This is a genomic window from Pseudomonas graminis (assembly GCF_004364335.1).
Taxonomy (GTDB): Bacteria; Pseudomonadota; Gammaproteobacteria; order Pseudomonadales; family Pseudomonadaceae; genus Aquipseudomonas; species Aquipseudomonas graminis_D.
In genome coordinates, this window is the sequence record NZ_SOCR01000007.1 from 362,462 (window position 1) to 379,199 (window position 16,738).

Sequence of the window (16,738 nt, forward strand, 5' to 3'; positions counted from 1 at the left end):
GGGATTACCTCGCCCGCGCCAGATCGAAACGACGGGCGATCAGCGCCCCGATACCCATCAGCACCAGCGAGACCGCCAGGTAGCCGACCGTGGCAACCAGGTACGACTCGAACGTGCGAAAGGTGTAGTTCTCGACTTCGCGCGTGGCGTAGGTCAACTCGACCACGCCAATGGCCATTGCCAGGCTGGTGTTCTTGAACAGCAACACGGTGTGGTTGATCAACGACGGCAGCGAGTTGCGCACGCCCTGGGGCAGGATCACGTAACGCATCGAACGCACATAGCCCATGCCCAGCGCCCGCGAGGCTTCGGTCTGGCCGTCGGGAATCGCCCGCAGGCCGGCGCGCAGGTCCTCGGCAAAATACGCCGCCTGGCACAGACCCAGGGCGATCACCGCAAAGATGAATTCAGTGCTGAAATCGGCCAGCCACAGCTGTGTGCTTTCAGGCAGGAGCGTCGGCACACCGAAGTACCAGAGCATCAGTTGCACCAGCGTCGGGACATTACGGTGATACGCCACATAAGCGGCGACCAGGTGTTCGGCCAGTTTGTTGTGAGTCAGGCGCACCACCACCAGCAAAAACGCCAGACTCATGGCCAGCAGCCAGGCGAAGAGCATCAACTTGAGGGTCAACAGCGCACCCTGAAGCATCAGTGCGGCATATTCGCCGGTCAGAATCGGCCCCAGATCGAAACCTTTAATCATGGGAGTCACCTTTGGAAGTCTGTAGCGGCAGCGTCAATCGAAAGCCGGAGCCCCCAGGGGCGTGACGGATGCATCCGTTCTTGTCCGGCAGCCGCTTCAACTCCCCTGGGGGCGCGTCGTCTGCAGACCTCCGGGGACCTGCAGCGTCGGGGTGATTTCCATATGGCCGACGTTCATCGACACCGGCGCCGCAATGGCAAAGGCGATGGCGTCGGCGATGTCGGCCGCCACCGGCAGCTCGAAACCTTCGATGTACTTCTTGTGGCTTTCTTCCGGATTGCCGTGGACATGGGCAAAGATGTCCGTGGCCACGCGGCCGGGACAGATTTCAGTCACCCGCACGCGCTTGCCGAATACGTCGATGCGCAGGTTGCGCGAAAGCATGCTGACGGCCGCCTTGGTGGCGTGATAGGTCGAGTTGCCGCCGAAGTTGTAGGCGGCTGCGATCGAGCTGATGTTGATCACATGGCCGCAGTCGCGGCTGACCATGCCGGGCACCAGCAACCGGGTCAGGTGCAGCACCGCCCGCAGGTTGACGTCGATCAGGGCGTCGATGCCCTCGGCGTCGGCATTGAGAATCGAGCCAGGACGGTCTACGCCGGCGTTGTTGACCAGAATGTCAATGTCCAGCCCCTCGGTCAGCGCCGTAATGCCCGCCAGGTCAGCCACGTCCACCGCATGGGGAATGCAGCCCGTACGGGCGGCCAGCGCAGCGAGGTTCTCGGCATTGCGGGCGACCGCGTGCACGGTGATGCCTTCGCGGCAAAGGCGCTCGACCGTGGCGGCACCGATACCCGAAGAAGCGCCGGTCACCAGTGCGGTCTTGTAGTCTGAAAATGGCATCTTTCATTCCTCATCAAATCGTTCAGCGACCCCGTGTTGCAGGTGTCGGAAAATGGGGGCCGGGCCTGTGTCACGACTCTACTGGGCGACGATTGCGGGCGCCAAGACGTAATCCCTGTGTGGCGATAAGCGCGGCTTATGGCTCGGTGCGGCCCAATGAATTCAGGCCATCAAGCGCGAGATCGGGACGATTTCACCACCGCCCTGCTGGATTTCCGCCCGGATCTCCCGCGCCAGTTGCACCGCCCCGGCGGTATCGCCGTGCAGCAGAATCGAACAGGCGTCCATTTTGATGCGTTCGCCGCTGTAGCAGGTCACCGTACCGTCATCGAGAAACTGCCGGACGCGCTCGCGGACCTTGCCCGGCTCTTTGATGACCGAGTCGGGCAGTTTGCGAGGTACCAGCAGACCGCTTTTGTCGTAAGCGCGGTCGGCCAGAAAGGTCGTCGCCACGCGTAAGCCATGACGTTCGGCAGCGCCTTCGATGGCGCGGCTGGTGGATGAACTGACAATGATGTCCGGATCGAAGGCGGCCACGGCGGCGATCAGCGGCGCGGCCAGCTCGGCATCGGCTGCGGCCATGTTGCCCAGCGCCCCGTGGAAACTCATGTGGGTCAGCCGATGGCCCGCAACAGCGGCAAACCCGGCCAGTGCGCCGAGCTGGTAGATCACGTAGGTGGCCAGCTCGCGCGGCTCGATCTGCATCGGCCGGCGACCGAAGCCGAGCAGGTCAGGAAAACCCACGTGGGCGCCCAGATCAATGCCGCCGGCCAGCGCCAGACGCACCGTGGTGTCCATGATCAGCGGATCCCCGGCATGGAAGCCGCAGGCGACGTTGGCCGACGAAATGATCTGCATCAGCGCTTCGTCCTCGCCCATCCGGTAGGCCGCGAAGCCCTCACCGAGGTCGGCGTTCAAATCGATTTTCATGCCCTGCTCCTTATGCCCTGCTTGTCATGTGTGGACCAGCGACAGCAGCGCAGTGCCGTAATCGACCCGTTGCTGTTCTTCGACCATGAAGGCTTCCACGGTGCCAGCTGCTGTGGCAGTGACCGGCAGCAAGACGTCGCCGACCTGGATCAAGCCGATCAGCGCACCCACAGCGATCACATCGCCGGGCTGCACTTCAGGCGTGTCGCGTCCGGGGTGGCGGGACAGGAAGCGTCCGCAGACCGTGGCCATGGCGCCGATTCGTGGCGCAGGTGCAGCGCTTTCCACTGCCTGGGCCGTCACCGCAGCCCCGGACGCGACACTATTGAGCGGACGGGTCAGGCGCAGGCTGAAGTCGCCGCTGTGCAACTCGAACTGGGCCAGGTTGGCGCTGCTGATCCATTCCACGATTTGTCGAATCTTGCTGATGTGCATCGCGCTTACTCCGCTTGCCGTCGGCCCTTGAGCCAACGTTCCAGATGATGAATGTCCACCGAACCCGCGCAGAAATCCGGGTCCTGGAGGATGTCGCGATGGAGCGCGACGTTACTGCTGATGCCTTCGATGCGCAGTTGCGAGAGCGCCGTGCGCATACGCGCCAGCGCTTCCTCGCGGGTGGCGCCGTGGGTGATGACCTTGGCAATCATGGAGTCGTAGTACGGCGGCACCTGATAACCCGCGGTCACGTGGGAATCGACGCGCACGCCCATGCCGCCGGGGACTTCCCAACGGGTCACGCGCCCTGGTGTGGGGATGAAGGTCTGCGGGTCTTCGGCGTTGATGCGGCACTCCAGCGCATGGCCCTGGGTGCGGATGTCGCGCTGTTCGTAGGTCAGCGGCTCACCCATCGCCATGCGCAACTGCTGTTGAACGATGTCGATACCCGTGGTCAATTCGGTCACCGGGTGCTCGACCTGCAAGCGGGTGTTCATCTCGATGAAATAGAACTCGTCGTCTTCGAACAGGAACTCGAAGGTGCCGACCCCGCGGTAGCCGATCTGTTGGCAGGCCCGCACACAACGCTCGCCGACGGCCGCCAGCAGCGCCGCATCGATACCCGGCGCCGGCGCCTCCTCGAGCACCTTCTGATGCCGGCGCTGTTGCGAACAATCGCGGCTGCCCAGCCACACGCCCCGGCCGTGGTTATCGCACAGCACCTGGATTTCGACATGGCGCGGATGACCCAGGAATTTCTCGATATACAGCTCCGGATTGCCGAAGGCCCGTCGGGCTTCTTCACGGGTGACGCTGACGGCTGGCAGCAGGTCTTCACTGCGCTCGACCTTGCGCATGCCGCGCCCGCCGCCCCCGCCTGCGGCCTTGACGATTACCGGATAACCGATTTCGTCGCCGATGCGCTGGATCAGCAGCGGGTCGTCCGGCAACGCACCTTCAGGCCCGGGCACGCAGGGCACGCCAGCCTTGCGCATGGCACGCTTGGCCGCCACCTTGTCGCCCATTTGCCGAATGCACGCGGCGGTCGGCCCGATAAAGGTCATACCGGCGGCTTCGACACGCTCGCTGAAGTCGGCGTTCTCGGACAGAAAGCCATAGCCGGGGTGGATGGCCTGGGCGCCGGAGGCCTGTGCCGCATAGATGATCGCTTGCTGATTCAGGTAGCTCTGCCCGGGCGCGGCCGGACCGATGCACAACGCTTCGTCGGCATACTGCAGATAAGAAGCCTGGGCATCGGCCTGGGAATAGACCATGACGGTTTTCAAGCCGAGGCCGTGGCACGCGCGCTGAATGCGCAGGGCAATTTCACCGCGGTTGGCGATCAGTACTGTGTCGAACATGGGAAACCTGTCTGAGGGCTAAATGAGGTCGAACAGCGGTTGACCGGATTCCACTTCGGTGCCGCCCGCTGCCAGGATCGCCTTGACCTGCCCGGCGCGGGTAGCCTGTACCTGGTGGAACATCTTCATGGCCTCGACGATGCACAGGGTCTGCCCTGCGGTCACGGCATCACCGACTGCCACGAAGGGCGGCTCATCGGGCGATGGGGTCAGGTGCAGGACGCCGTAAAGCGGCGAGCACACTTGGCGGCGGGTCGGCTCTGGCTGGCTGGCCTCTGACTGGCTGGGACCTGGCTGGTTTGGACCTGGCGGGGCTTTTACCGCAGCAGCGGCAGGCTCGACGATGGCCTGAGCAGCGGTTGTTTCGGCGGGCAGCGTTGCGGCGGGCACACCGCCATGGCGGCTCAGCGTGACCGTCGTGCCGCCCTCGCTAAGCGTCAGTGCGCTCAGATCGGACTCGGCCAGCAGGTCGATCAGGTGTTTGATGCGCTGTTGATCCATCTCTTTTTTCTGCCTTTTGCTCGCTCGGCCGAGCGGTCATGACTCGGGTCTGCCGCCAATGTACCGAGGCTGCCGGGCGGCGCGCCAAGAGCCTTTATAACTGGAGCGATAAGCCCGACTTATGACCGCTTTTGCACCGACAAACACGGCTTTGCACTTATTAAATGCAAAACGCCCATCCATAAGTGTTTGCTATCCAGCCAGAGCGAAGTTGTCTTAACCCGCCGATGAAACTATTGCGTAGTTTTGCGCTGTGCCGAGAACAGCGAGACGTGACACAGATCACGCAAAGGAAACGCTGCCTGCAACGGCAGGCAATTAATAACAGGGGCTGACTGAACGCCGCCACCGGTTATTCCTGGGCACTCGCACGACTGCGCACTTTCGACACTGCCCAAGCACACGGTATTCCACACTTCATGCAACGGCATTAGGTATGCATCATGACCTTGATCAAATACTCAACGGGGATTCTGGGCTTGTTGGCCATTCAGAACGGTATGGCAGCAGGTTTAATCGAGGACAGTCACGCGACGTTATTGGCTCGTAACTTCTACAGTAACGCCGATAACCGCGATGGCGCCGCAGCGCCCAATTACACTCAAGAATGGGGCCAGGGCTTTATCCTGAACTTCGCCTCCGGTTTCACCCAGGGCCCCGTCGGTTTTGGCGTCGACGCCGTGGGCATGCTGGGGATCAAGCTGGACTCGGGCAAGGGCGTGCACTACAACCCCACCGGCAGTGCTCGCCAGGGCAACATCTTCCCTACCGATGGCGACGGCCGTGCCGTTGACGATTTCAGCAGTGTCGGCATGACCCTCAAGGCCCTGGTGTCGAAAACCGAGTTCCGTTACGGCACGCTGCAACCCAAGCTGCCTATCCTGGTCGCCAGTGACCGCCTGGTGTTGCAGACGTTTCAGGGTGCCCAGATAGAGTCGCGGGAGATCGATAACCTGACACTCACCGCCGGCCGTATCGACAAGGTCAAAGAACGCGGTTCAACCGATGAAGAAGGTCTTTCCATCGCGGGCTCGAATGCCAAGCTTGACCCGACCAACCCAGGCCTTAATACCACGCGCAGCACTTATTCCCATGAGTTCTGGTATGGCGGCGGTTCATACAAGGCCACCCCTGATTTGACCCTGCAATACTATTACGCCAACTTGACCAACTTTTACAAACAGCACTTTTTAGGTGCCTTATATGGTCTGCAGTTGGGGCCAGGACGTTTAACGTCGGATATTCGTCATTGGGACAACAGTTCCGATGGCCGTAACGGCAACGACCCTGACTACTTCAGTACCGGCTATTACGGCAACGGCGTGACCCGCGGCAAAGTCGACAGCCGTTTGACCAGCGGGTTGTTCACTTACACCCTGGGCGCCCACGCTGTTTCAGCCGGTTACCAACAGGTCAACGGCAGCAGCGATGCGGTCTGGCTTAACGAAGGCGCAGGCACGACCAGCTACTTCATGACGGAAACCATGTCCGGAAAATTCCAGCGTGCGGGCGAGCGCGCCTGGCAGCTGCGCTACGCCTATGACTTCGCCGGCATGGGCTTCCCGGGCTGGTCGCTGAAGACGGTCTATACCAATGGCGATCACATCAAGACCGCCGCCGCCGACGGTAAAGAATGGACCCGCGATACGACGCTGGCCTACGTGGTGCAATCCGGGCCGGCCAAAGGCTTGAGTACGGCCGTTCGCCAAGGTGTGTTCCGCACCGACATGCAGCGCGACACCGACGAGTACCGGGTCATCATCGACTACCCGATCTCGTTGTTTTAAGACGACAGCGCGCACTTCAGTGGTGCGCCTTGCTAACCCCACATCATCAGGATCAGGCGACAGTGCACGCTGTCGCCTTTTCTGCATTCAAGGGAATACCACACAACAGCTAACCAGGCGGATCCCCTTCCCGCTTAGGATCACCCGCAGACACCGTTCGGCGTGCAGGCACAATTCTTCGATCAACGGTACGAACCTATATGCCATGATGGCAGTCTGACACCGCATATTACCTTTCTGGCCCAGCGAGGCCTGCCATGACTGACCTGCACCGCCGCAATGCCTGTCGCCTGCCCGTACTCATAATGATCGCTCTGTCCACCGTGGTTGGCCTGTCCACCCTTTGGGAATTCAAGCTGGAGGCCTGGGTCATGCACTGGCTCGCCCTGCCCTATGACGCTGACTTCGAAGATGCCGAAAGGTGGCGATTCGTCCTGACCGCCACGGGGTTTTCCCTGATCTCGCTGATCATCCCGACCGTTCTGCTCAAACGCCTGATCACCAACACCCGGTCGAGCTACCATCGATTGAAGCAGGCACAGGCACAAACAGAAACCCTGGCCACCTATGACTCGCTCAGTGGGTTGATCAACCGGCGCATTTTCATGGACATGGTTCGAAACCAGTTGGGCTTGAGGCGGCCTGCGGCGATCATGCTCATCGACCTGGACCACTTCAAGGCGGTCAACGATCAGCACGGCCACGCCGCCGGCGACGTTGTGCTGGTTGAGATTGCGCGCAGGCTCGAAGCCATCGCCGACGATAACGGCGGCATTGCGGCGCGTCTGGGCGGTGATGAGTTTTGCCTGCTGTTTCTCAACTTCAAACACCAGACCGAGCTCTGCCAGATCGCCGAAGCGGCAGTGCTCGAGCTCAGCGCGCCGTTGTCCGGTGCCGTTGAGCCTTCGGCCCTGGGCGCCACCATTGGTGTTTCGCGGTCGTGGACCGACGCGCAGGATGCCTCGGCATTGCTGCACTGTGCGGATACGGCCATGTACCGGGGCAAGAAAGACGGGCGTTCGACCTACAACTTTTATGACAGCGAATACGAAAAGCAGCGCCGGAACCAGGCCGACCTTGAACTGGCGCTCAAGCGCGCGGTTGAAGCCGACGAAATCGTTCCCTACTTTCAACCGATCGTGGCGCTCCCTTCTCAGGAGGTGGTGGGTTTTGAAGTCCTCGCGCGCTGGCTCAAAGCCGACGGCAGCACCGCCACACCAGCCGACTTCATTCCAGTGCTGGAGCGCCTGGGATTGATCCCGGCCATGACCCGCTCGCTGATCAGGCAAGCCTGTCGCGCCGCCAATCGCTGGGACGACCGCTTGCGCTTGTCCATGAACGTCAGCGCTGCCATGGTGACCGACGCGCAGTTTCCCGATCAACTGCTGGAGCAACTGCGCCAGGAGCAATTTGCGTTTCATCGCTTCGAGGTCGAAATCACCGAGGAGGCCCTGGTTGGGAATCTGGACGTGGCGCGGCAGAACCTGAGCAAATTGCACGAGCACGGTATTACGGTTGCGCTGGATGATTTCGGCATCGGTTATTCAAGCCTGTATCACCTGACCCGCCTGTCCATCGACAAGATCAAAATAGACCGATCGTTTTTTGAACTCGGCCAGACCGATCACCTGCCCATGGTCGAAGCGATTCTGGGCATGGCGCGCAGCCTGAAAATGCAAGTCACGGCTGAAGGCGTCGAGGAATTCCACCTGCCCCATCTGCCGTCGTGGCTGGCCAACAGCGGCTGCCATTACGCTCAGGGCTACCTGTACGGCCGTCCGAAGCCGGCTTCCAGCCTGTTCTGCTACACCCATTCGTCGTTTGCGCAGCAGGCGGGCTGATCCTTCCTGGGGGTATCGTGTGTCCTCGCTTGCTGGTCTTCCGGGCCAGTTAGCGCGGTTCAGTCATCGCGGCTTGAAATGCACTGAACGCTGAAGCCGGCACCGACTCCAAATCTTGCCCCGACGCTCACGGCCAACGTGCTCCGTCGGCGGGCATTCGAATTATCTGCCAGATCAAGGAATTCCCATGACCGATCCACGTAACGTCGCCCACGACAAGAAAGTGCAGCAAGAGAAGAAGAACCACGGCGAAGAAGTCGCGCCGGATGCCGTGCATGCGCCACAGCCGGGCATGAAGCCGGCACTCAAGCATGACGATGATGCCACTGAGCAAGACGAACAGGCGTGAATCAGCCGTTGCACTGAGCTGAGATCAGCCTTTGGCGGCGCTGACTGACGTCAGCAGCCGCTATACCGGTACTCCGGCCGTCCTTGGTCCAACTATTTTTCCCTTCTCTATTGCAGCGCGGTCGCCGAGTTCTCAGCTGTCTGAGGGCGTGACAAAGCGCCATCTCCCCTTGAAAGTTTTACTGTCAGCCCTACTTTGGGCTTCTGTCTCCGGTTTGAACCGGACAGGAGCCAGTCTCCTGCTGCCAGTGAGTTAAAGAGAAGGAGGCCTGATCATGCGTGGCAATGCCGTCAACTCCCCGAAATCCGACACCTCTTCCGCCAGGCACCCGAGCGCTCAGTGGCGGCTGATGAGCGCCTATGAGCGATTCGAGCAACTGGTGGTCATCGCCCTCAGCCTGATCATCGCCGCAGTGATTCTCATGGCGTTGCTTCAGCTGTGCCGCAGCCTTTTGCCTCTGCTGATCACCGGCGCCATCGATCCCTTGGACCACGGCGTCTTCCAGTCGGTCTTCGGCTCGATTTTCACCGTGCTCATCGCACTGGAATTCAAGCACTCCATCATCCGCCCGGCGCTGCGGCGCGACAGCGTCGTCCAGGTGCGGACCGTGCTGTTGATCGCGCTCCTGGCGCTGAGCCGCAAGTTCGTCATTCTCGACACCCTGACCACGCCGGCGTTGACCATTGCCGCGCTGGGTTTCGCGACCCTGGTGCTCGGCGTAGTCTGTTGGTTGCTGGGCAAACGCGACCTGTCCGTGCAGGATTAGAGACGCACGTTAAAAGAGTATCGATGTGAACACGACTGCCTTCAGTTCTCCTTGGTTTTCGCCGGGCGAATACACGCTTCGAAAAGTCGAGCCTCGCGACATCCATGCAGTGTTTGCCGGGCTCTCGCATCCGCAGGTCATTGCCCATTACGGGGTCTCCTATGCCAGCCTGGAAGCGACGGCCGAACAAATGCACTGGTTCGAGCGGGTCGTGTCCGAGGGCCACGGCAGATGGTGGGCCACTGCCACGCGATACCTGAGCTTGCATCAGTTGAGTCTGATCAGTACCGACCCTGCGGCTATTGCGTCAACGACTAAAACGCCTTCGAGGTATTCAAGTTGAACAACGTCGCCGCCGTGCCTCTTCGATAATCCGTCGGCGTCTGCTTCATCTCGTAACGGAAGTGTCGATTGAAGTTCGACAGGTTGATGTAACCCACTTCAAAGCACACATCGGCGATGGACATCTGCGTCTGCAGCAACAACCGACAGGCTTTCTGAATGCGCAGCTTGCGCATCAGGTCGATAAACCCGTGGCCTGTGGCGCGCTTGAAAAACCGCGAGAACCCCGGCTCGCTCATGTGCAGTCGCTCGGCGATCACCGACAGTCTGATATCACCGGTGAGCTCCCGCTGCAGGTAGTCGAACGCCCGGTGAACGCGCTCGGCGCTTTTGGCATCCAGTGTCGGCGCATAACACGAACTCGCCAGTGTGCGGGCTTCACGGGTCGGCGCCGTGCTCAGGGTATTGAGCAGCTCGAGAAACAGCAGCAGGCGCGGCAACCCGTTTGCCGTACCTATGCGTTCAAGCAGCTCGGCCGCCTGCACGGCGGTTGCGCCGGTAAATTCCAGGCCGCGGCGGGCACGATCAAACAACCCCTGCAATTCACCCAGCTCAGGCATCGTCTCGCGCAACCCCAGCAACGTAGCGCCGTCGAATTGCAGCACAACGTCCCGGCCTTGCACGTGCTCCCCCGGCGTCAGATCGCCCATCCAGTCATGGGGCAGATCGGGGCCGATCAGCGCGACATGGCCCGGGCCGAAGGCGCCGATGTAATCGCCCGCCACCAGTTTGCCGCTGCCTTTGCGGATCAGATGAATTTCGTATTCGGGATGATGATTCCAGCGCGCGAGCGGATAGGGATAGTCGTGCTCGTACCAGCGAAAACTCTGCTGGGGCGCCGGCAGGATGATTTCCAGCTCGGCAGGCAATTGCTCGAATAAGGCGGTTCGGCTTGCAGGCATGGTCTGGCCCTTTTTTGTCATTTTTGGCGCATGCATCACCGCACCATACGCGCATTGCATTCCCCTGCTCCACCTCGCCTGTCACTGCGGGCTGATACTTTTTTAGCCGGCCCCACGACAGGTGTGCACGGTTAAAAAAGCATCAGTGGCACGTCCTCGGTGTGTTTGTTTGCAGGGCGTGCAAGCTGCTGTAATCGACACGCTACTGCCCCGAAGTGTTACTTCAGATCGCCCGGCAGTGCTCAAAAACAACAATAACGATTCCGCGCCACCGGCGTGGAGTGGAGATCACCATGAAGATCACCCATCACGCGCTGCTGCTGTCTGCCGGTCTGTCCCTGGCGGGCATCAGTCACGCCGCCGAGACGATCACCATCGCCACCGTCAACAACAACGACATGATCCGCATGCAGCGGCTTTCAAAGGTTTTTGAAGAGCAGCACCCGGACATTCAGCTCAACTGGGTGGTGCTCGAAGAAAACGTCTTGCGTCAACGGCTGACCACCGACATTGCCACCCAGGGCGGTCAGTTCGATGTGCTGACCATCGGCACCTACGAGACGCCGTTGTGGGGCGCAAAAGGCTGGCTCGAAGCGATGAAGGATTTACCGGCCAGCTACGACCTGGACGACATCATCCCGTCCGTGCGCCAAGGCCTGTCAGTCAACGACACCTTGTATGCGTTGCCCTTCTACGGCGAGAGCACGGTGACCTATTACCGGACCGACCTGTTCAAACAAGCCGGGCTGAGCATGCCTGAGCACCCGACCTGGACCCAGCTCGGCGAGTTCGCCGCCAAACTGCATCACCCGGACCAGGGTCAGTACGGCATGTGCCTGAGGGGCAAAGCCGGCTGGGGGGAGAACATGGCCTTGCTGACCACGATGGCCAACGCGTTTGGCGCCCGCTGGTTCGACGAAAAATGGCAACCCCAGCTGACCAGCCCCGAGTGGACAGCCGCTGCCAACTTCTACGTCAATACGCTGAAAAACTACGGCCCGCCCGGCGTCTCCAGCAACGGCTTCAATGAAACCCTGGCGTTGTTCAACAGCGGCAAGTGTGCAATCTGGGTCGATGCCAGCGTGGCAGGGTCGTTCACCACCGACAAGGAACAGAGCCGGGTCGTGGACAGCGTGGGTTTCGCGCCGGCGCCCGTTGAAGTCACCGACAAGGGTTCATCCTGGCTGTACGCCTGGTCCCTGGCGATCCCGGCCACCTCCAGACACAAAGACGCCGCCAAGGCCTTCACCCTGTGGGCCACCTCCAGGGAATACATCCAACTGGTTGCGCAGAAGGATGGCATCACCAACGTACCGCCTGGCACCCGCACCTCTACCTACAGCGACGCCTATCTCAAGGCCGCGCCGTTCGCGAAGGTGACACTGGAAATGATGAAGCACGCCGACCCGACGCACCCGTCGGCCAAGCCTGTGCCCTATGTCGGCATCCAGTACGTGACCATCCCGGAATTCCAGGCCATCGGCACGTCCGTGGGCAAACTCTTCTCGGCCGCACTTACCGGTCAGACCTCCGTCGAGCAGGCACTGGCGGCCGCGCAGTCGACGACGGTGCGGGAAATGAAACGCGCCGGTTACCCGAAACAATAAACGCCCTGCCGGCAGCGATCCGCCGCCTCTTTCTGCATGACGGATGACCCTTTCAATGAAACGACTCGAAGGTAAAAGCGCACTGATCACCGGCTCTGCCCGGGGCATCGGGCGGGCGTACGCCGAAGCCTATATTCGCGAAGGCGCGACGGTGGCCATCGCCGACATCAATCTGGAGCGCGCGACCCAGACGGCGACCGAGCTGGGTGCCAGTGCCTACCCGGTGAAGATGGACGTCACCGATCAAGCGTCCATCGACGCGGCCATTGCGGCGGTCGTCGCCACCACCGGCAAGCTGGATATCCTGATCAACAACGCCGCCTTGTTCGATCTGGCGCCCATCACCGACATCACCCGCGAGAGTTACGAGCGGCTGTTCTCCATCAATGTGGCCGGCACGTTGTTCACCCTTCAGGCGGCAGCGAAACAGATGATCGCCCAGGGTCATGGCGGCAAGATCATCAACATGGCGAGTCAGGCCGGGCGTCGCGGCGAGGCACTGGTGGGCGTCTACTGCGCGACCAAGGCCGCCGTCATCAGCCTGACCCAGTCAGCGGGACTGAACCTGATCAAGCACCGGATCAACGTCAATGCGATCGCCCCAGGGGTCGTCGACGGCGAGCACTGGGATGGCGTGGACGCGTTGTTCGCCAAACACGAGGGCCGGCCGCTGGGCGAGACGAAACGGCTCGTGGGCGAGGCAGTGCCCTACGGCCGCATGGGCACCGCCGAAGACCTGACCGGCATGGCGATCTTTCTCGCCTCCGCGGAGAGCGATTATGTCGTCGCCCAGACCTACAATGTTGACGGCGGCAACTGGATGAGTTGAAGCCAAGGGGTGACCTGCAGGACACGGGGCGTTGTTGTGCATCGGGCGTTACGCGACGCAGTGGCATTGGAGGTGCCAAAACGGGCCTCTTCCTGGCTGAAGCCGGTCCCACTGACTGATCGCGTACATCCAGTTATGATTCACTGCTCAACCAACAGGGACGCAGGTCGCATGGACATCAGAGAATCAGGAGCCACCTCCACAGCCAATGGCCTCGCGGTAGATCCCAACGTCCGTTTCGAGTGCGTTGGGTGTGGCGCGTGCTGCCGTGGCCGCTTCGTGCCCTTGACCCTCGCCGAAGCGGTAACCTGGCTCAGACGCGGCCATTCTGTCGGGATATTGCTGGAGGCCTTCGACGATTCACTCTGGCCCGTCGGCTCCCCCGAATATGCCTACAACGCAGGCCGATCCGCGCCCGTCACCGGCGGTTCAGCCACCCTGCGGGTGACGGTGATTCTGGCAGCCAACGCGATCCCTGAATGCCCTAACCTGCAAAAGGACGGGCTCTGTTCGGTGTATCTGGAGCGGCCGCTGGTGTGCCGGATTTACCCGATGGAGATCAGTCCTTTCATTGAACTAAAACCCCAAAATAAGGACTGCCCGCCGGAAAGCTGGCAACAGGGCAGCCTGCTGGCGTCGGATCAAGGGTTGGCGATGCTGGTCCAGCAATCGCGCGCGACCGATCGCGAGGATGCTCGAGGCAAAGTCAGGTTGTGCGAAAGCCTGGGCCTGACCGTAGCCGGCTGGAAAGGCAACGGTCTGGTCATTCACCAGCCCTCGGTCGAAACGCTGCTTGCCGCCTGCGAAAGCGCTGAGGTCAATGCCAGTCCCACGGCTCAAGCCTGGCAGATCAAGGCAGAAGACCCGGCGTTGAGGGCGTATCTGCACGCTCAATCCGTGCCCCTGGCTGACTCACCCACCGACGATTACATCTTCCACCCACTGCCCCGCTGACCCGTCCCCGCTGCACCGCTTGAAGCTTGCAGCTTGCAGCTTGAAGCTTGAAGCTTCAGCCAATAACCCGCGCATACACCGACCGGTCCACATTCCCGCCGGACAGAATCACCCCGACTTTTTTCCCTGCCATGGCCCGGCGCTCCTGAATGAGCGCCGCCAGTGCAGCGGCCCCTGCGCCTTCCGCGAGGTTGTGGGTGTCGGTGTAATAGACGCGCATGGCCTCGGCGATTTCTGCCTCGCTGACGGCCACGATGCGCTGCGCCCCGGTTCGATAGATCGCGAAGGCCGCAGGAATGGGCCGGCGCACGGCGAGGCCATCGGCAAAGGTGTTCGCCGACGGGGTCTGCAAAATGGTCCCTTCCTCGAACGACCACTTGGCGGCCGCCGCCTCGGTGGACACCACGCCCACTACCTTTGTCGGCAGGCCCAGCACGTCGCGGGCAGCAATGACGCCACAAATCCCGGACCCACAGCCGATGGGCACGTAAACCGTGTCCAGATCCGGTACAGCGAGGAACAACTCCAGCCCATACGTCGCCACGCCCTTGAGCAACTCGATGTGGAATGGCGGCACCAGATAGTGCCCATGCAGGTCCGCCAGCCGCGCCGCCTCTTCCCGGGCTTCGTCGAAATCCCAGCCGCATTCGATCACGGTGCCGCCAAGGGCCCGCATGGCGTTGTTCTTTTCCGGCGAGTTGCCTTCCGGCACCACAATCAACGCACTCAGGCCCAGTGCAGTGGCGGCCAGCGCCAGGCTCTGACCGTGATTGCCGCGCGTGGCCGTCACGATGCCTTTGACCGTCGGGTAAGTGCGCTTGAGCCAGTGCATGAAGGTGATCCCGCCACGCACCTTGAACGCGCCGGTGGGCGTGTGGTTTTCGTGCTTGACCCACACCGTGCTGTTCAGCCGCTCAGCCAGTAACGGCCACGGGTATTGGGCGGTAGGCGGCATGACCTCGTACACCTGGCGAGCGGCCTGTTCGATATCGTCGCGGGTCAGTCCGTGCATGGGGCGACTACTCCTCAAAATCGTGTCCTCCTAAAGGTGGCTCAGTCTAGTCAGACGCTCGCCGCGCCGGCTTTCAGAAAACTGACCTGACTTATGCCCGATCACTTCATTACTATGCAGGCCATGAGCCCGACAAAACGCCCGCCTCACCCGCTCCCGTCTGAACCGGTTCGCCGTGTCCATGCTGGGCCGTGGATGATCGAATTGCTCCCCGCCGCCGCTTACGCCACGCGGTACGTGGCGACCCAGGCGGCGATCGGCTTTGCGTTCGAAAGCCAGCGTGGCCTGCACGCCATCGGCAGCGACCGGGTGCAGCCCTTTGATGCGGTGCCCAATGGCCTGGCATTCGTGCCCGCCGGTTGCGACGTGCTATCGGAGTCGCCCACGGGCGGTGAATACCTGCGGCTGCTGCGCACGGACGGGTTGGCTCTGGCGGGCGATCATCCCTTCAATAACCGCATTGATGCCCAGGCAATCGCCCTCGCAACGAAGATGCGCGCAGCGCTGTTGCAGGCTTCGGCGGCGGATGATTGGGAGGGCTGGGCGCTGGCCCTGACTGACCGGATCGACGACAAAAGCGCTTTCGACGCACCGCTGCAAGGCTCGATCAACGCCCGCCGGATGCGCAGACTCGATGAGTTCATCGACGCCGGTATCGACGGCCCGCTGGGGGTACAGGCGATGGCGCAGATGTTGGGATTGTCCGAGGGGTATTTCATGCGGGCCTTCAAGAACACCACCGGGAAAAGCCCCCACAGTTACCTGATCGACCGACGTCTGGCCAAGGTCCGGAGCCTGATGCGCGATTCACACGCAGGACTGGCCGAGATCGCCCATGACTGTGGCTTCAGCTCCCAGGCGCATATGGCGACTGCCTTTCGGCTGCGCATGGGCATCAGCCCGGCGAAGCTGCGCAGTCAGTGGTCGCTTTAGCTGATCAACCGCTCACCAACCGTGTCGCTGCAGCACCGACTCGACAGCGGGATGTTGATCGACTATCTCGAGGGATGCGTAGAACTCGGGGCGCGACCTTCCCAGATGCTCCCGCGCCCCGCTCCACTGGCTGACCACGCAGGCGAGGATTTCGACCGCGCCGGGCGCATCGGGATGCCACGCGATCGGGTTGTAAAACACATCGCTGAACACCTCCCACTGACGGTGGAGTTTGTGCCGGGCGCCTGCGACCAAGCGGTCTAATTGATCAGGACCGGCGTCGGGCAGCCACCGTTCGGGGTAATCGATCAGGCCGATCGACGCGTAGCAGTTGCTGGCCAGGTACACCAGGGCCCGGAGTTGCTGGGCACGTTCAAGGGCGTCTTGAGACAACAGGCCGGACAGCGGAAAGGCCAGGCCCAGGTGGGTGAGGATGGCGGCGCTCTCCGTCAGCACGCCGCCGTCGGAGAGAACCAGGGTCGGCACCTGCATCAACGGGTTCAGGCGCTTCAGCTCGTCCTGCCCTGCGCCCGTTTCCCATGAACTGGCGGTGACCAGGCGGTATTCGGCGCCGCACAGCGTGAGGGCCATCTCAATGGCGGCCGAGCCGGATCTGTCGGCCCCAAATAATCTGAACATA

The 16,738-nt window shown here is 61.7% G+C and carries 17 protein-coding genes; 8 read left to right on the plus strand and 9 right to left on the minus strand.

Annotated features, from left to right (window positions below; genetic code table 11):
- Positions 1-4: 4 nt before the first annotated feature.
- From EC919_RS15685 to accB, 6 genes are all read right to left on the minus strand, one after another.
- Positions 5-706, minus strand: a complete 702-nt coding sequence (locus tag EC919_RS15685; protein WP_133775344.1) for an amino acid ABC transporter permease — start codon at positions 704-706, stop codon at positions 5-7.
- Positions 707-802: 96 nt separating this feature from the next.
- On the minus strand, positions 803-1,549 hold the full coding sequence (locus EC919_RS15690) for an SDR family oxidoreductase (protein ID WP_133775345.1): 747 nt from the start codon (positions 1,547-1,549) through the stop codon (positions 803-805).
- 162 nt (positions 1,550-1,711) lie between these two features.
- Entirely contained in the window at positions 1,712-2,479 is a 768-nt protein-coding gene (locus tag EC919_RS15695; protein ID WP_133775346.1) for a LamB/YcsF family protein, read from the minus strand.
- Positions 2,480-2,503: 24 nt separating this feature from the next.
- Positions 2,504-2,914, minus strand: a complete 411-nt coding sequence (locus EC919_RS15700) for an acetyl-CoA carboxylase biotin carboxyl carrier protein (protein WP_133775347.1) — start codon at positions 2,912-2,914, stop codon at positions 2,504-2,506.
- A gap of 5 nt (positions 2,915-2,919) precedes the next feature.
- Positions 2,920-4,275, minus strand: coding sequence for an acetyl-CoA carboxylase biotin carboxylase subunit (gene accC, locus EC919_RS15705; protein ID WP_133775348.1), 1,356 nt, complete (start codon positions 4,273-4,275; stop codon positions 2,920-2,922).
- Positions 4,276-4,293: 18 nt separating this feature from the next.
- Positions 4,294-4,776, minus strand: a complete 483-nt coding sequence (gene accB / locus EC919_RS15710) for an acetyl-CoA carboxylase biotin carboxyl carrier protein (protein WP_133775349.1) — start codon at positions 4,774-4,776, stop codon at positions 4,294-4,296.
- 443 nt (positions 4,777-5,219) lie between these two features.
- Between accB and EC919_RS15715 the strand changes: the two genes are divergently transcribed.
- The 4 genes from EC919_RS15715 to EC919_RS15730 all read left to right on the plus strand — a co-directional run bounded on the left by EC919_RS15715 (position 5,220) and on the right by EC919_RS15730 (position 9,519).
- On the plus strand, positions 5,220-6,563 hold the full coding sequence (locus EC919_RS15715; protein WP_133775350.1) for an OprD family porin: 1,344 nt from the start codon (positions 5,220-5,222) through the stop codon (positions 6,561-6,563).
- Positions 6,564-6,820: 257 nt separating this feature from the next.
- Positions 6,821-8,404, plus strand: a complete 1,584-nt coding sequence (locus tag EC919_RS15720; protein ID WP_133775351.1) for a putative bifunctional diguanylate cyclase/phosphodiesterase — start codon at positions 6,821-6,823, stop codon at positions 8,402-8,404.
- A 187-nt stretch (positions 8,405-8,591) separates the two neighbouring features.
- Positions 8,592-8,753, plus strand: a complete 162-nt coding sequence (locus EC919_RS15725; protein WP_108119258.1) for a hypothetical protein — start codon at positions 8,592-8,594, stop codon at positions 8,751-8,753.
- A 349-nt stretch (positions 8,754-9,102) separates the two neighbouring features.
- On the plus strand, positions 9,103-9,519 hold the full coding sequence (locus tag EC919_RS15730) for a phosphate-starvation-inducible PsiE family protein (protein WP_243842275.1): 417 nt from the start codon (positions 9,103-9,105) through the stop codon (positions 9,517-9,519).
- A 314-nt stretch (positions 9,520-9,833) separates the two neighbouring features.
- On the opposite strand, the gene EC919_RS15735 is transcribed toward EC919_RS15730, so the two are convergent.
- Entirely contained in the window at positions 9,834-10,763 is a 930-nt protein-coding gene (locus tag EC919_RS15735) for a helix-turn-helix domain-containing protein (protein ID WP_133775353.1), read from the minus strand.
- A gap of 293 nt (positions 10,764-11,056) precedes the next feature.
- Between EC919_RS15735 and EC919_RS15740 the strand changes: the two genes are divergently transcribed.
- From EC919_RS15740 to EC919_RS15750, 3 genes are all read left to right on the plus strand, one after another.
- On the plus strand, positions 11,057-12,370 hold the full coding sequence (locus EC919_RS15740; RefSeq protein ID WP_133775354.1) for an ABC transporter substrate-binding protein: 1,314 nt from the start codon (positions 11,057-11,059) through the stop codon (positions 12,368-12,370).
- A gap of 55 nt (positions 12,371-12,425) precedes the next feature.
- Entirely contained in the window at positions 12,426-13,199 is a 774-nt protein-coding gene (locus EC919_RS15745) for an L-iditol 2-dehydrogenase (RefSeq protein WP_133775355.1), read from the plus strand.
- A 171-nt stretch (positions 13,200-13,370) separates the two neighbouring features.
- Entirely contained in the window at positions 13,371-14,153 is a 783-nt protein-coding gene (locus EC919_RS15750) for a YkgJ family cysteine cluster protein (protein ID WP_133775356.1), read from the plus strand.
- A 55-nt stretch (positions 14,154-14,208) separates the two neighbouring features.
- Here the strand turns inward: EC919_RS15750 and EC919_RS15755 are convergent, their stop codons facing one another.
- Positions 14,209-15,165, minus strand: a complete 957-nt coding sequence (locus tag EC919_RS15755) for a threonine dehydratase (RefSeq protein WP_133775357.1) — start codon at positions 15,163-15,165, stop codon at positions 14,209-14,211.
- Between the two features lie 114 nt (positions 15,166-15,279).
- On the opposite strand from EC919_RS15755, the gene EC919_RS15760 reads away from it, so the two are divergent.
- Positions 15,280-16,098, plus strand: a complete 819-nt coding sequence (locus tag EC919_RS15760) for a helix-turn-helix transcriptional regulator (protein ID WP_133775427.1) — start codon at positions 15,280-15,282, stop codon at positions 16,096-16,098.
- Positions 16,099-16,110: 12 nt separating this feature from the next.
- On the opposite strand, the gene EC919_RS15765 is transcribed toward EC919_RS15760, so the two are convergent.
- Entirely contained in the window at positions 16,111-16,737 is a 627-nt protein-coding gene (locus EC919_RS15765) for a glutathione S-transferase family protein (protein WP_133775358.1), read from the minus strand.
- Between the last annotated feature and the right edge of the window lies 1 nt (position 16,738).

Coding starts and splice junctions, on each gene's coding strand:
- EC919_RS15685 (WP_133775344.1), bottom strand. CDS start 706: ATGATTAAAGGTTTCGATCTGGGGCCGATTCTGACCGGCGAATATGCC.
- EC919_RS15690 (WP_133775345.1), bottom strand. CDS start 1,549: ATGCCATTTTCAGACTACAAGACCGCACTGGTGACCGGCGCTTCTTCG.
- EC919_RS15695 (WP_133775346.1), bottom strand. CDS start 2,479: ATGAAAATCGATTTGAACGCCGACCTCGGTGAGGGCTTCGCGGCCTAC.
- EC919_RS15700 (WP_133775347.1), bottom strand. CDS start 2,914: ATGCACATCAGCAAGATTCGACAAATCGTGGAATGGATCAGCAGCGCC.
- accC (WP_133775348.1), bottom strand. CDS start 4,275: ATGTTCGACACAGTACTGATCGCCAACCGCGGTGAAATTGCCCTGCGC.
- accB (WP_133775349.1), bottom strand. CDS start 4,776: ATGGATCAACAGCGCATCAAACACCTGATCGACCTGCTGGCCGAGTCC.
- EC919_RS15715 (WP_133775350.1), top strand. CDS start 5,220: ATGACCTTGATCAAATACTCAACGGGGATTCTGGGCTTGTTGGCCATT.
- EC919_RS15720 (WP_133775351.1), top strand. CDS start 6,821: ATGACTGACCTGCACCGCCGCAATGCCTGTCGCCTGCCCGTACTCATA.
- EC919_RS15725 (WP_108119258.1), top strand. CDS start 8,592: ATGACCGATCCACGTAACGTCGCCCACGACAAGAAAGTGCAGCAAGAG.
- EC919_RS15730 (WP_243842275.1), top strand. CDS start 9,103: ATGAGCGCCTATGAGCGATTCGAGCAACTGGTGGTCATCGCCCTCAGC.
- EC919_RS15735 (WP_133775353.1), bottom strand. CDS start 10,763: ATGCCTGCAAGCCGAACCGCCTTATTCGAGCAATTGCCTGCCGAGCTG.
- EC919_RS15740 (WP_133775354.1), top strand. CDS start 11,057: ATGAAGATCACCCATCACGCGCTGCTGCTGTCTGCCGGTCTGTCCCTG.
- EC919_RS15745 (WP_133775355.1), top strand. CDS start 12,426: ATGAAACGACTCGAAGGTAAAAGCGCACTGATCACCGGCTCTGCCCGG.
- EC919_RS15750 (WP_133775356.1), top strand. CDS start 13,371: ATGGACATCAGAGAATCAGGAGCCACCTCCACAGCCAATGGCCTCGCG.
- EC919_RS15755 (WP_133775357.1), bottom strand. CDS start 15,165: ATGCACGGACTGACCCGCGACGATATCGAACAGGCCGCTCGCCAGGTG.
- EC919_RS15760 (WP_133775427.1), top strand. CDS start 15,280: ATGCAGGCCATGAGCCCGACAAAACGCCCGCCTCACCCGCTCCCGTCT.
- EC919_RS15765 (WP_133775358.1), bottom strand. CDS start 16,737: ATGTTCAGATTATTTGGGGCCGACAGATCCGGCTCGGCCGCCATTGAG.